10 protein-coding genes are annotated in these 13,760 nt (G+C 59.1%); 5 read left to right on the top strand and 5 right to left on the bottom strand.

The genetic code is table 11. The features are described 5' to 3' along the window. Positions 1-35 precede the first annotated feature (35 nt). A complete protein-coding gene (locus AC4LE2_RS12415) occupies positions 36-347 on the bottom strand; it encodes a hypothetical protein (protein ID WP_491826050.1) in 312 nt (103 codons plus the stop codon). A 352-nt stretch (positions 348-699) separates the two neighbouring features. On the opposite strand from AC4LE2_RS12415, the gene AC4LE2_RS12410 reads away from it, so the two are divergent. Both AC4LE2_RS12410 and AC4LE2_RS12405 read left to right on the top strand, forming a co-directional pair. Further along, positions 700-1,119 (top strand): YsnF/AvaK domain-containing protein, encoded by a 420-nt coding sequence (locus tag AC4LE2_RS12410; protein ID WP_491826049.1) that lies wholly within the window; start codon positions 700-702, stop codon positions 1,117-1,119. A gap of 49 nt (positions 1,120-1,168) precedes the next feature. Beyond that, the gene (locus tag AC4LE2_RS12405) at positions 1,169-2,122 is read left to right on the top strand and encodes a YsnF/AvaK domain-containing protein (RefSeq protein WP_491826048.1); all 954 of its coding nucleotides are present in this window, start codon (positions 1,169-1,171) and stop codon (positions 2,120-2,122) included. A 108-nt stretch (positions 2,123-2,230) separates the two neighbouring features. Here AC4LE2_RS12405 and AC4LE2_RS12400 read toward each other — a convergent pair whose 3' ends face one another. From AC4LE2_RS12400 to AC4LE2_RS12390, 3 genes are all read right to left on the bottom strand, one after another. Continuing rightward, a complete protein-coding gene (locus AC4LE2_RS12400; protein ID WP_491826047.1) occupies positions 2,231-3,382 on the bottom strand; it encodes an acyl-CoA dehydrogenase family protein in 1,152 nt (383 codons plus the stop codon). A 54-nt stretch (positions 3,383-3,436) separates the two neighbouring features. After that, positions 3,437-4,516, bottom strand: a complete 1,080-nt coding sequence (locus tag AC4LE2_RS12395) for an enoyl-CoA hydratase/isomerase family protein (RefSeq protein ID WP_491826046.1) — start codon at positions 4,514-4,516, stop codon at positions 3,437-3,439. A gap of 213 nt (positions 4,517-4,729) precedes the next feature. After that, positions 4,730-4,897 carry a hypothetical protein gene (locus AC4LE2_RS12390; RefSeq protein ID WP_491826045.1) on the bottom strand — a complete coding sequence of 56 codons (168 nt, stop codon included), beginning with the start codon at positions 4,895-4,897 and terminating at the stop codon, positions 4,730-4,732. A gap of 289 nt (positions 4,898-5,186) precedes the next feature. Between AC4LE2_RS12390 and AC4LE2_RS12385 the strand changes: the two genes are divergently transcribed. From AC4LE2_RS12385 to glgB, 3 genes are read left to right on the top strand one after another with little or no spacing between them, the layout of a single operon-like run. Next, complete coding sequence (locus AC4LE2_RS12385; RefSeq protein ID WP_491828124.1) at positions 5,187-7,124, top strand: alpha-1,4-glucan--maltose-1-phosphate maltosyltransferase; 1,938 nt, start codon at positions 5,187-5,189, stop codon at positions 7,122-7,124. Between the two features lie 13 nt (positions 7,125-7,137). Further along, positions 7,138-10,458: a maltose alpha-D-glucosyltransferase gene (treS, locus tag AC4LE2_RS12380; RefSeq protein ID WP_491826044.1), complete on the top strand. Its 3,321-nt coding sequence runs from the start codon at positions 7,138-7,140 to the stop codon at positions 10,456-10,458. Continuing rightward, on the top strand, positions 10,455-12,719 hold the full coding sequence (gene glgB / locus AC4LE2_RS12375; protein WP_491826043.1) for a 1,4-alpha-glucan branching protein GlgB: 2,265 nt from the start codon (positions 10,455-10,457) through the stop codon (positions 12,717-12,719). Before treS ends, glgB begins: the two co-directional genes overlap by 4 nt. A gap of 61 nt (positions 12,720-12,780) precedes the next feature. Here the strand turns inward: glgB and AC4LE2_RS12370 are convergent, their stop codons facing one another. Beyond that, positions 12,781-13,509, bottom strand: a complete 729-nt coding sequence (locus AC4LE2_RS12370) for an endonuclease/exonuclease/phosphatase family protein (RefSeq protein ID WP_491828123.1) — start codon at positions 13,507-13,509, stop codon at positions 12,781-12,783. Positions 13,510-13,760 lie beyond the last annotated feature (251 nt).

Below are 13,760 nucleotides of genomic sequence, written 5' to 3'. Positions count from 1 at the left end.
CAAGGCAAGTGGCCGGCCTGAGGCGTAGCAGGGGGTTATTTGCCCGAGCCACCGCCACTGCCACCTGAGCCGCCGCCACCGCCAGCCCCGCCACCGCCGTCACCCGAGCCGCCACCGTCAGCGCCACCGCCGCCAGTGCCATTGCTCATGCCGCCCGTGCCGGTGCCAGGCGTACTTTGACCCATACCTGCCGCGTCACTGCCGTTACCGCCGCCGGTAGGGGCCGGGTTGGTGGAGTTACCGCTAGAGGGTGCGGTGGTGTTCGTGGAGTTTGCCGCCAGGCTGGTCAGCGAGGTGGCGCCAAGCAAGCCGGCCAGTACCAGGCCGGTGAGGATTTTTGTGTTCATGGGTAATGCTCCGCAAGGTGGGGATTACCTTAACTTGGGCAGAGCGCTGCGCTTAAGGTGCCCTGTAAGTGACGAGCGGTCATCTTTGAAAAGGGATTTACAATCTGCCTGCTTGAAGCCCGGCCAGTGACAAACTGCCTTGAAGTTTCAGATTTTTGGTTAAGCATCTGATTAGCCCGGAGCTAAGAACAGCAGCTAATGCTGCTTGATACTGGTTGAGGTGTGAAATTTTCATTCAAGAATTAACCGTTCGTCCGCCATTGCCGTTCGGTTGGCATTAAGTTGAACTCAGGCCGCTTTCGCTTACTCCAGTAGATAGCAGCAGAGGAATGCACTTCTCAAAGGCGTAGTGATGGATACCCCTGATTCAAAGCAAGCTCACGATTCAATACCTGTGATAGAAGAGCAGTTGAGCGTCAGTAAACGCACGGTACGCACAGGTATCGTTAAGATTGAAAAGGCAGTCGAGGTTCACGATTACATCGTTACTGAAAGTCTTCGTTCGGAAAGTGCTTTAGTAGAGCGGGTAGCGATAGGCAAAGAGGTCGATGCCGCTCAGCCGCCTCAGGTGCGTATTGAAAACGGCGTTACAATCATTCCGGTTTTGGAAGAAGTGCTGGTCGTAGAAAAGCGGCTGATCCTCAAGGAAGAGTTGCATATTCGCCAGGTGGTAAGCGAGGAACTATTTAGCCAGCCCGTAAGCCTCAAGAAAGAGCGGCTGGTGGTTAACAGAACTGATCTCAAAAATATCCCGGAAGGGCAGGGTCGATAATTTAGCCTGCCTTTTTACAACCTCTCCCAGCTTGATTTATGAGGTACATATGAACCATACACTAGTTGCCGCTTTTGACTCGATGACCGAAGCGCAAAGTGCGAAAGACGCTTTGATAGGCCTCAACATCGATCAGAGCGCTATCAAAATGTCCTCGCAGGACGCCGCAGTGACCGGCCACACCACCACCGTTGGTGCGACCTCCGACCACAGCACTGACCACCATGGCGTCACCCACCACGGGGAGTCGCTTGGCGAGAAAGTCAGCCATTTCTTTAGCTCTCTGTTTGGCGGGGATGATAAAGACGAGCTACACCAATACGCCTCGGCTTACCCAGAAGCCTATAACCGTGGTGCCACTCTGCTCACCGTGACCGTTGCCACCGATGAAGAATTGGACCGCGTTCAGGATGTACTGGAAAGCAGCAATGCCATCGATATCGATGAGCGCTCTACTACCTGGGCTGATGGCAATGGCGCAGCCTCCGGTGTTACCCATTTGGCAGGCGATCACGTAGGGGGTGGTGCTCACCCCTCGGCGACTGCTCCATTAACTTCCGGTGATAACGCACTTGCTTCTGGTACTACCGCCATTCCGGTGATCGAGGAAGAGCTGAAAGTTGGTAAGCGCCAATTCAACACAGGCAAAGTGCGGGTTGTCACCCACGTAACCGAACGACCTGTGCAGGAGTCCGTTAAACTGCATGAAGAGCATGCCAAGATCGAACGCACCGCGGTAAACCGTGAAGCCACCGCAGCAGACTTGGCTGCCTTTAAAGACGGCAGCATCGAGATTACCGAGACTGCGGAAGAAGCCGTAGTTGCCAAGAACGCGCGAGTTGTTGAGGAAGTACGCGTGGGTACCGAAGCGAGTGATCGTACCGAGACCATCCATGACACCGTGCGCCGTACAGATGTGGACGTAGCAACCGAGCACGCCGAACGTGCTACCACCGCCACTACCGCCCCGTTAAATGCACCCGTGACTGATCGCAAGATCTAACACGCACAGCTGAAACGCCGCAGAGCCGAAGGGTGCAGCGGCGTTTTTGCATCTGGAGCCCACGAACCTGGGGTTGGTCAAACAGGGTTCCGGGGTTTTTGATCGCGCCTATAGACCATTCCTGACCATCTCTCGGGCGATGAGCATGCGTTGTATCTCGCTGGAACCCTCATAGATCTGAGTGATTCGCGCATCGCGGTAATACTTCTCTACCGGGTAATCCTCAAGGTAGCCATAGCCCCCATGGATTTGAATCGCCTTGGAGCACACCCATTCGGCCATTTCCGAGGCGAATAGCTTTGCTTGTGAAGCCTCCGACAGGCAGGGCAGGCCGGCACTGCGCAAGCGCGCTGCGTGTAGCACCAGCAGGCGCGCTGCATTGACCTTGGTGTGCATGTCGGCCAGCAGATTGGCCACGCTTTGGTGCTCGACAATGGAGTGACCGAACTGCACCCGGTCAATGCCGTAGCGCAACGCGGCTTCCAGCGCAGCGCGCGCGGTGCCTACTGCTTGTGCACCGATGCCGATGCGGCCACCTTCAAGGTTCGACAACGCGATGCTCAAGCCTTTGCCTTGCTCACCGAGCAGGTTACCGGCAGGCACACGGCAGCCGCTGAGGGTAATCGCGCAGGTGTCCGAGGCCCGGATGCCCAGCTTGTGCTCACTGCGGTCGACGATGAAGCCAGGGGTGCTGGTGGGCACTAAAAAGGCCGACAGCCCTTTTTTACCCAGCTCAGGGTCGGTCACGGCAAACACAATGGCCAGTTCGGCCCGGCGCCCGTTGGTGACAAACTGCTTAGCGCCATTGATAACCCACTCATCCCCCTGGCGCTCGGCGCGGGTGCGCAAGTTGTGGGCTTCAGAGCCGGCTTGAGGCTCGGTGAGGCAGAAGCAGCCGATGGCTTGGCCGCTGGCCAGGCGCGGTAGCCAGGCATCTTGCTGAGCAGGCGTGCCGAATTTGAGTACTGGCCCACACCCTACAGAGTTATGCACGCTCATCAAGGCGCCGACAGCCGCATCGGCGGCGGAGATTTCCTCGACAGCCAAGGCATAGGCCACGTAATCCAGGTAGCTGCCGCCCCACTGGTCAGGCACGACCATGCCCAATAGCCCCAGCTCACCCATCTGTGCAACAACCTGGTCATCGATCCAGCCGGCCTTTTCCCACGTCTGGGCGTGGGGCGCTATCTGCGCTTGGGCAAATTGGCGGGCCATGTCGCGGAACATGACCTGCTCTTCGCTCAGTTCAAGGTCTTGCATCTGTCACTCCCTGGCTGGCCTGACACCCGGAGCGCCCGCACGGGCAGCCCTGGGTTACAGGCCTTCGAATAGTTCTTGTAATTGTCGTGGGCCTGGTGCTGGCTTCCAGCACGGCCGCTTGTCCTTTTCAATCAGTAATGCGCGTACACCCTCGACCAGGTCGCCCCGGTCGAACCACTGGTTGGCCAAGTGCAATTCCATGTGGAAACAGCCGTCCAGGTTCATCTGCCGCCCGAACAGCAGCATCTCGCGCGTAACTGCCATCGCCAAGGGAGAGCGCTGGGCCATGTCATCGGCCGTACGCACCGCCCATTCTCGGCTGTCAGCCACGTTTACCTGACGTAGCTGGTCGATGATGCTGGGTACTTCAGGCTGGTTGAAAAAATGATCGATGGCCGGGCGTAGGCGGTCCAGCGGGGGGTTGGGCAACACCTGCACGCCGAGCCTTGCCAATAGGTTCTGAACGTCCTTGAGTGGCATGGCAGACCACTGCACCCGGTCCAGGCGCTCTTCGAACTGTGCCAGCCGCTCGTGCTCCACGAACCAGTCCGCCAGGCCGCAGTACAAGGCATCGGCAGCCTGGATGCGAGCGCCCGTGATACCCAGGTACAGGCCAATGGCCCCTGGTAGCCGGGAGAGAAAATAACTGGCGCCTACATCGGGGAAAAACCCGATTGCGGTCTCGGGCATACCCAGCCAACTGCGCTCGGTGACCACACGCAGCTCGGCGCCTTGCGCCAGGCCCAGGCCGCCGCCCAAGGTAAACCCATCCATCAGCGCAACCACGGGTTTGCGGAACTGGTGCAGGGCGAGGTCGAGGTCGTACTCTTCAGCGAAGAAGGTTTTATGCAGGGTGTCGTTACGCTGGTAGCTCTCGCACAAGGCACGGACATCGCCCCCGGCACAGAACCCCTTACTGCCTTCGCCACGCAATACGACCACCAGCACCTCGTCATCCAGCGCCCAGGCGGCCAGCCGTGCACGCAATTCGCGGACCATGGTCAAGGTCAAGGCATTGATGCCCGAAGGCCGATTGAGCGTGAGGTAACCCACATGATTGCGTACCTCGCTGAGCACGAGGTCGGTGTGAAACGCGGCGTCCTGGCCGTGGGCAGACATAGCCTGTGCAGACATTTAGCGAAGTCCCTGCTTATTGTTAAGGCGGGCCTGCCGCGCACGCAGTTGTTGCTGGGATGGCGTGATCGTGACAGGCGAACGTGCATGCTACAACGGGCATCGCTGCAGCGTAGGCCTGCGTTTTTGCTTAACCGCAGGCCGTAAACGTGAGACAGGATCCAAACCGCTTGGTTCGTGATGGGTACAACTATACACAAGGCGTATAACGCGTTACGCCTGCACCGGGGGGCTCTGGGCTGGCGGGTCGCCTACGGTAGGGTCGCCACCCGGCGGCAGCGGGCTGTTGTCCGGGTCCTGTTCGGGCACCGGTGGTGACAGTGGCGGTTCGTCGATATTGGGGTCAGGAATGTCCAGCGGCTCAGGCAATGGCAATGACATATCAGTGCTCCATGTGAGAAGAGAGGCCAGCAGACCGCGTATTGAGGCGTAACGCAACATTTGTTGCGCAATGACGCGACGGGCGCACGCCGCTTGAACTTTCATTTTCTCTCAGCCTCCGAATTCAAAGGTCGAGGCCGGTCGGCTTCGGCAGTCATAACTCACTGCACAGCGCCTAAGGGGCGTACGGGAGCAACGGTCAATGACGGTGGAACAAACCTTTGAAACAGGGCCCGGCGCAGCTCAAGGCCAACGCCTCGGGCACCGCGTGAGCATCGCGGACGCGCTCATGTTGCCGCGCATCGCTATCGAAGACGTGTCACCGGTACTGGACGGCGGCGCTTGGCCTATCAAGTCGCTGCCTGGCCGCGTAATTACCGTGGACGCCAAGGTGTTCACCGACGGTCATGACAAGCTTGCCGTGATGCTGCGCTGGCACAAGCTGGGCAGCGATGCCTGGCAAGAGACGCCTATGGTTGAACTGGGCAATGACAGTTGGCAGGCGCAGGTGGCGTTCGACGAGGTAGCGCGTCACAGCTTTATGATCGAAGCCTGGCGCGATGATTTCGCCAGCTACTGCTACGAGCTGGGCAAAAAATACGGCGCGGGTGTGAACATCGAGCTGGAACTTGAAGAAGGGCGTTTGCACCTGGCCCATGCTGTCGAGCGCAGCGAAGGCGATCTGCGCCACCGTTTGCAGCAGTTGCATGATCGGCTCGGCGACCTGGAGAGCGAGCAAAAGGTAGGCCTGCTGCTTGAAGCCAATACCGCCCAGGCCATGCATGAGGCAGATAACCGGCCGTTCCTGAGCCGCAGCCCTGAATACCCGGTAGAGGTCGAGCGTACCCTGGCTGAATTCGCCAGTTGGTACGAGCTGTTCCCACGCTCTATCACGGATGACCCTAACCGGCACGGCACCTTCAATGACGTGCATACCCGGTTGCCAATGATCCGCGACATGGGCTTTGACGTGCTGTATTTCACGCCCATCCACCCCATCGGCCGGGCACACCGCAAAGGCCGTAACAACACGCTGGATGCGGGCCCCGATGACGTGGGCAGCCCCTATGCCATCGGCAGCCCTGAGGGCGGTCACGAGGCCATTCACCCCCAGTTGGGCACCCGAGAAGACTTCCGCCACCTGGTGAAGGCTGCAGCGGACCACGGGCTTGAAATCGCTTTGGATTTCGCGATTCAGTGCTCGCAGGACCACCCGTGGTTGCAGCAGCACCCCGGTTGGTTCTCGTGGCGCCCGGACGGCACCATTCGCTATGCCGAAAACCCGCCAAAGAAATACCAGGACATCGTCAACGTCGATTTTTATGCCGCTGACGCCGTGCCCGCACTCTGGACCGAGCTGTGTGAAGTGGTCTGGGGTTGGGTGCAGGAAGGTGTGAAGATTTTCCGTGTGGACAACCCACACACCAAGCCGTTGCCGTTCTGGCAATGGATGATCGAAGAGATTCGCAGCCGCGACCCTGACGTGATGTTCCTGGCCGAAGCCTTTACCAAGCCTGCGATGATGGCGCGCTTGGGCAAAGTCGGGTACAGCCAGAGTTACACCTACTTCACTTGGCGCAACTCCAAGGCTGAGCTTGAGCAGTATTTCACTGAGCTGAATCAGCCGCCGTGGTCGTTGTGCTACCGGCCGAACTTCTTCGTCAATACCCCAGACATCAACCCGTTCTTCCTGCACGACAGCGGCCGGCCGGGCTTTTTGATTCGAGCGGCACTGGCCACCATGGGGTCGGGGCTCTGGGGCATGTACTCAGGCTTTGAGTTGTGCGAGTCGGCGCCCATACCGGGCAAAGAGGAATACCTGGATTCGGAGAAGTACGAAATCCGCGTGAGGGACTTTACCCAGCCTGGAAACATCATTGCCGAAATTGCACAACTTAACCGGATTCGTCGGCAGAACCCTGCGTTGCACACCCACCTGGGCACCGCGTTCTACAACGCCTACAACGACAACATTCTGTATTTCGGCAAGCGTACCCCGGACAAGAAAAACTTTATCTTGATCGCGATCAACCTGGACCCTAATAACGTACAGGAAGCGCAGTTCGAGCTGCCGCTATGGGAGTTGGGCCTGGATGACAATGCTTCGGTCAACGGCGAGGACTTAATGACTGGCCACCGTTGGACGTGGCATGGCAAGACTCAACGGACTCGCCTCGAGCCTCACATGCCGTTCGGTATCTGGCGCTTGGAGAAGCCTTCACTTTAACGGAAGCCCTTACATGGCCAAGCACCCCCGCGAAGCGTTTTTGAATGACCCGCTCTGGTACAAGGATGCGGTAATTTACCAAGTGCATGTGAAGTCGTTCCAGGATTCCAACAATGATGGCATTGGCGACTTCCCAGGCCTGATCAGCAAGCTGGACTACATTGCCGAGCTGGGGGTGAACACCATTTGGCTGTTGCCGTTCTACCCCTCGCCCCGGCGTGATGACGGCTACGATATTTCCGAATACAAGGCGGTGCACCCCGACTACGGCACCATGGCCGACGTGCGTCGGTTCATCGCCGAGGCGCATAAACGCAACCTGCGCATCATCACTGAGTTGGTCATCAACCACACCTCAGACCAGCATCCGTGGTTCCAACGTGCACGGCGCGCCAAAAAGGGCTCCAAGGCACGGGACTTTTACGTCTGGTCCGACGACGACAAGACTTATGACGGCACCCGGATTATTTTCCTGGACACGGAAAAGTCCAACTGGACGTGGGACCCGGTGGCGGGGCAGTACTTCTGGCACCGGTTTTATTCGCACCAGCCTGACTTGAACTTCGACAACCCCCAGGTGATGAAGGCGGTTCTCGATGTGATGCGGTATTGGCTGGACTTGGGCATTGACGGTCTGCGCCTGGATGCTATTCCTTACCTGATCGAACGGGATGGCACCAATAACGAGAACCTGCCGGAGACGCACCAGGTACTCAAGGCCATCCGCGCAGAAATCGACGCCAATTACCCCGACCGCATGTTGCTGGCTGAGGCTAACCAGTGGCCTGAGGATACCCAGCTCTACTTCGGTGACCGTAAGGGCGATAACGGGGACGAATGCCACATGGCCTTCCACTTCCCGTTGATGCCCCGCATGTACATGGCGCTGGCGCAGGAAGATCGCTTTCCGATTACAGATATTCTGCGGCAAACGCCGGAGATCCCACCGAACTGCCAGTGGGCGATTTTCTTGCGTAATCACGATGAACTGACCCTTGAAATGGTCACGGACCGTGAGCGCGATTACCTGTGGAATCACTACGCTGCAGACCGCCGGGCGCGCATCAACTTAGGCATTCGTCGACGCCTGGCGCCATTATTAGAGCGAGACCGTCGGCGCATTGAGCTGCTCAACAGTTTGCTGCTGTCCATGCCTGGTACGCCCACCCTGTATTACGGGGACGAGATCGGCATGGGCGACAACATCTATCTGGGTGACCGAGACGGTGTACGCACCCCCATGCAGTGGTCCGTTGACCGCAACGGCGGCTTCTCGCGCGCCAACCCTGCCAGCCTGGTATTGCCGCCTATCCAAGACCCGCTGTACGGCTATCAGGCGGTAAACGTTGAAACCCAAGCCAGCGACCCGCATTCGCTACTGAACTGGACACGGCGACTGCTGGCAGTGCGCAAGCAGCAACAAGCGTTTGGGCGTGGCTCGCTGCACATGCTGACCCCCAGCAACCGGCGGATCCTTGCCTACCTGCGTGAATACACCGATGCCGATGGGCGCACTGAGCACATTCTGTGCGTGGCCAACGTTTCCAGGGTTGCGCAGGCAGCAGAGCTAGAGCTGGCGCCTTATGCTGGCATGGTCCCGGTGGAGATGCTTGGTGGCAACGCTTTTCCCCCTATAGGTCAGTTGCCGTTCCTGCTGACTCTGCCCCCTTATGGGTTCTATTGGTTCCTGCTCGCGCCAGAGAACCAGATGCCAAGCTGGCACGTGGAGGCCGCACAACCTATGCCTGATTTAGAAACGCTGGTTTTGAAGAAAAGCCTTGAAGAGCTGCTTGACGGCCCTGCTCGGGCGACCATTCAGGACACCACCTTGCCCCAGTACCTGCCCAAGCGGCGCTGGTTCGGTGGCAAGGGCACTGCTATCGACAGCATCAAACTGGCGTACGGCGTGCGTTTCGCCAAGTTGCCAATGCCGGTGCTGCTCAGCGAAATCGAAGTGGTCAGCGGGGGCTTAACGAGCCGTTATCAGTTCCCGTTCGGGTTCTTGCCTGAAGAACTCATCAGCAGCGCATTGCCTCAGCAACTCGCGCTCAGCCGGGTGCGCCGCAACAACAAGGTCGGCTTGTTGACCGATGCTTTTGTGCTCGAAAGCTTTATTCGAGAAGTGGTAAAGGGCCTCAAGGCCGATAGTGTGTTGCCCTGCGCTGAAGGGGCGTTGCACTTTACCCACACGGCGCAAATGGAGGCGCTCAACGTACCTGACGAGCCGGCGATCCGTTACTTGTCGGCCGAGCAGTCCAACAGCTCGGTAGTGATTGACGGCAGCATGGTGCTCAAGATGATCCGCAAGGTCAGTGGCGGCATTCACCCTGAACTGGAGATGGGCGCCTTCCTGACCGAAGCGGGTTATCAGAATATCTCGCCGCTGATGGGCTCGGTGGTCAGGGTAGACGAGGCTGGCACGCCTCACCTGCTGATGATTGCGCAGGGGTATCTCAACAACCAGGGCGATGCTTGGGAGTGGACCCAGAACAACCTGGAGCGCGCGGTACGGGATGACCTGGACGCGGCCCGCTCCGAGCTGGCGCAGCACTACAATGCGCTGGAAGAACTCAAAGCCTTTGCCGCGATGTTGGGGCAGCGGTTGGGTGAAATGCACGTCGCGTTGGCCAGTGATACCCAGAATCCAGACTTCGCTTCGCGGGTCAGTGACGAAAAAGACGCCGAAGCATGGAGCAAAAGCGTGATCACGCAGGTCGAACACGCGCTGCGTCTATTGGACTTACACAAGGACAGCTTCACGGATGACGCTAAACCTAAGGTGGCCGAACTGCTTGGCCAGCGCGACGCCCTGCTCGAGCAGGTGTCGGCGCTCAGCCGCGCGGCAGTGGGTGGCCTGCTGATGCGGGTCCACGGCGACCTGCATTTGGGTCAGGTTCTGGTGGTGGGGGGCGATGCCTACTTGATCGACTTCGAAGGCGAGCCTGCGCGGCCGCTAGAAGAGCGTCGAGGCAAGTACAGCCCCTACAAAGACGTGAGCGGTGTACTGCGCTCATTCGATTACGCGGCCGCCATGGCCGTACGCAGCGCGCAGGCGGTGGACACGTCCAGTCAAGCTGGCGAGGCCCGTCAACGCGTCGCTGACCGTTACCTTGCCGATGCGCGCCAGGCGTTCATCGAAGCCTACGGGCTTGCCAGCGCTACGCTCTCTCATGCATGGGAGAACCCAGAAGGGGAGCGGGCCGCACTTCAACTGTTCAGCCTTGAAAAGGCTGCCTACGAAATCGCTTATGAAGCCGAGAACCGCCCGAGTTGGCTTGCCGTGCCGTTGCATGGCTTGTTCGGGCTGCTGGCTACTACCGGAGACAATACATGACTTGGCAACAGGCACAGGGCTTAGCCCAGAGCTTTCCGCCTGAGGCGGATATACAGGCACTGGTACGCGCCGAGCATCATGACCCGTTCGCCATACTAGGGCCGCATGGCGACGGTAAAGGGGGGCGTTATGTGCGCGCTTACCTGCCGCTTGCCATGCGCGTTGAGCTGGTGGAGCACGGCGACGATACGGTAATTACCCCTCTGGAGGAGCACCCCACCGTACCGGGGTTCTTCACGGGCCATATCGACGATACGCGTGGCTATCGCCTTAGAATCCAGTGGGCTGCAGGCGTTCAGGTTATTCAAGACCCGTACAGCTTTGATCAGCAGTTGGGGGAGATGGACCTGTACCTCTTTGCTGAAGGCAACCACCGCAACCTTAGCGATGCCATGGGCTCGCAGGTGATTACCGTTGGCGACGTCCAGGGTGTGCGTTTTTCGGTATGGGCACCTAATGCCCGTCGGGTCTCGGTCGTGGGTCCCTTCAACGGTTGGGATGGCCGCCGCCACCTGATGCGCATGCGTCACCCAAGCGGCGTATGGGAGATATTCATCCCAGGCTTGAATGCAGGTGAAATCTACAAGTACGAAGTGCTGGGCCAGCACGGGGTACTGCCGCTCAAGGCGGACCCGCTGGCGCGCTGGACCGAGCTACCGCCGGCCACGGGGTCGCGGGTGGCCAATCGGCTATCGCACGCGTGGAACGACCAGCAGTGGATGGAAAGCCGGCAAGCCCGGTCAGGGATAGACAAGCCGCTGTCGATCTACGAGCTGCATGCAGGCTCCTGGATGGTCGAAACCGACGAAGCCGGTGACTTTAGCCGCCACTACAACTGGGGCGAGTTGGCTGACCGGCTGATCCCCTATATCAAGCAGCTGGGCTTTACCCACATCGAACTGATGCCGGTGATGGAGCACCCGTTCGGCGGTTCATGGGGCTACCAGTTGCTGTCCCAGTTCGCGCCGTCGGCGCGCTACGGCGAGCCTGATGAATTCGCGGCTTTCATCGATGCCTGCCACCAGGCTGAGATCGGTGTAATCCTCGACTGGGTCCCGGCTCACTTCCCGACCGACACCCACGGCTTGGCGCGCTTCGACGGCACGGCCTTGTATGAGTACGACAATCCGCTGGAAGGCTTCCACCAGGATTGGAACACCTTGATCTACAACTTGGGCCGCACCGAAGTGCACGGCTTCATGATTGCGTCGGCGTTGCATTGGCTCAAGCATTACCACATCGACGGCCTGCGTGTGGATGCGGTCGCCTCGATGCTGTATCGCGACTACTCCCGCAAGGCGGGCGAGTGGGTGCCTAACCGTTACGGCGGCCGTGAAAACCTTGAGGCCATCGAGTTCTTGCGCCACCTCAACGACGTGGTAGCCCACGAGACGCCAGGTGCTCTGGTGATTGCCGAGGAGTCCACTTCATGGCCAGGCGTGAGCCATCCGACCCAAGAGGGCGGGCTGGGCTTTTCTTACAAGTGGAACATGGGGTGGATGCACGACACCCTGAATTATGTCCAGAACGACCCGATCCACCGTCAGCATCACCATAATGAGCTGAGCTTCGGCTTGGTATACGCGTTCTCCGAGCGCTTCGTATTGCCCATTTCTCACGACGAAGTGGTGCATGGCAAAAAATCGCTTATTGATAAGATGCCGGGGGATCGCTGGCAGAAGTTTGCCAACCTGCGGGCGTACCTAGCCTTCATGTGGACGCATCCAGGCAAAAAGCTGTTGTTCATGGGCTGTGAGTTCGGGCAGTTCCGCGAGTGGAACCACGACCACCAGCTGGACTGGTACCTCACGCAGTATTCGGAGCACCAAGGGTTGCAGCAGGTGATTACCGACCTCAACCGCCTGTACCGCGAAGAGCCTGCGTTGCACGAACAAGACTGCGTGCCTGCTGGCTTCCAGTGGGTGATTGGCGATGATGCGGTCAATAGCGTGTTCGCTTGGATGCGCTGGAGCCGTGAAGGGGAACCGCTACTGGTAGTGGCCAACCTCACGCCCGTGCCGCGCGAAGAGTACCGGATTGGGGTTCCCATGGAAGGTTACTGGACAGAAGCGTTCAACAGTGATGCGGAACTCTATGCAGGCTCCAACATGGGTAATGGCGGGGGCGTATACGCCGAGGCCATCGAAAGCCATGGTCAGGCGCAGTCGCTCAACCTAACACTGCCTCCACTGGGCGTATTGATCCTTAAGCCGCAAGTGATTCAAGCGGCTCAGCAACAGCCTATCGGCGACCAGGGCTGACAACCCGTCAGGCGTACCGGTCGTATGGCCGGTGCGCTTGAACCTCGCTAGCCCCCCTTTTCTACAGGTGAACTTCCACCGCCAGCGGTAGGTGGTCGGACAGGTGCGTCCAGGGTTTTGTGCCCAGAATGCGGGGGTCGTGGCTGGTGGCGTTACGTAGATAGACCCGGTCTAGGCACAGCAGCGGGAAGCGCGCCGGGTACGTCTTGGGCAGGCGCCCCAGGTTGTGCTCAAACGCTTCGTGCAGGTAACCGCACCGGGCAAGGGTCGCGTTACCTTTTAACTGCCAGTCGTTGAAGTCCCCGGCAATGATGACCGGTGCTTCCGGTGGTAGGGACTCAAGCAACTGACGCAGAAGCTCCAGTTGCTGCTGACGGTGGTGCTCCATGAGCGACAAGTGCACGCAGATTGCATGGACGCCTTTCTCATGCCCCGGCACTTGCAATACGCAGTGCAGGAAGCCACGGCGCTCGGGCCCTGTGATGGAAACGTCCAGGTTGCGGTAATGCAGAATGGGGTACTTGGAGAGCAGTGCGTTGCCGTGGTGACCGTCGGGGTACACGGCATTGCGGCCATAGGCGAACTCAGGCCACATGCTGTCGGCCAGGAATTCATACTGGGAAACTTCTGGCCAATTGGCGAAGCGGGAGGCGTGGCGGTCGTGCCCACCCAGTACTTCTTGCAGGAACACGATATCAGCGCTGGTGCTACGCACCGCCTCGCGGAGTTCGGGGAGGATGAAGCGGCGGTTAAAGGCAGTGAAGCCTTTATGGGTATTGACGGTGAGCATCCGAATGCGATGGACCTCAGGGTCGCCTGTTGCGCCTTCATGCGGGTTGCTTGCATTCTCGGCAGGTTCGGCGTGCACGGTCGCTCCTGGATACAGATGGATTCATAGGGTCAGACTGGGCTTTGTAAACGCGGTTCCATGATACGCAAAAGCAGAAAGAGGTGTAGCAGCGTGCGTGCTCGCGCTGGGTATTACGTGGCTCACTGTCGCTGGCAAGCCAGGCTGCTACAGGATGGGTATGTGAAGGGGCA

This window comes from Pseudomonas sp. 9.3L (assembly GCF_058536285.1).
This window is presented reverse-complemented; position numbering and strand designations above follow the sequence as displayed.

What these genes read in the sequence shown, in the direction of transcription:
- AC4LE2_RS12415 (WP_491826050.1), bottom strand. Translation starts at nt 347, where the DNA reads ATGAACACAAAAATCCTCACCGGCCTGGTACTGGCCGGCTTGCTTGGC.
- AC4LE2_RS12410 (WP_491826049.1), top strand. Translation starts at nt 700, where the DNA reads ATGGATACCCCTGATTCAAAGCAAGCTCACGATTCAATACCTGTGATA.
- AC4LE2_RS12405 (WP_491826048.1), top strand. Translation starts at nt 1,169, where the DNA reads ATGAACCATACACTAGTTGCCGCTTTTGACTCGATGACCGAAGCGCAA.
- AC4LE2_RS12400 (WP_491826047.1), bottom strand. Translation starts at nt 3,382, where the DNA reads ATGCAAGACCTTGAACTGAGCGAAGAGCAGGTCATGTTCCGCGACATG.
- AC4LE2_RS12395 (WP_491826046.1), bottom strand. Translation starts at nt 4,516, where the DNA reads ATGTCTGCACAGGCTATGTCTGCCCACGGCCAGGACGCCGCGTTTCAC.
- AC4LE2_RS12390 (WP_491826045.1), bottom strand. Translation starts at nt 4,897, where the DNA reads ATGTCATTGCCATTGCCTGAGCCGCTGGACATTCCTGACCCCAATATC.
- AC4LE2_RS12385 (WP_491828124.1), top strand. Translation starts at nt 5,187, where the DNA reads ATGTTGCCGCGCATCGCTATCGAAGACGTGTCACCGGTACTGGACGGC.
- treS (WP_491826044.1), top strand. Translation starts at nt 7,138, where the DNA reads ATGGCCAAGCACCCCCGCGAAGCGTTTTTGAATGACCCGCTCTGGTAC.
- glgB (WP_491826043.1), top strand. Translation starts at nt 10,455, where the DNA reads ATGACTTGGCAACAGGCACAGGGCTTAGCCCAGAGCTTTCCGCCTGAG.
- AC4LE2_RS12370 (WP_491828123.1), bottom strand. Translation starts at nt 13,509, where the DNA reads ATGCTCACCGTCAATACCCATAAAGGCTTCACTGCCTTTAACCGCCGC.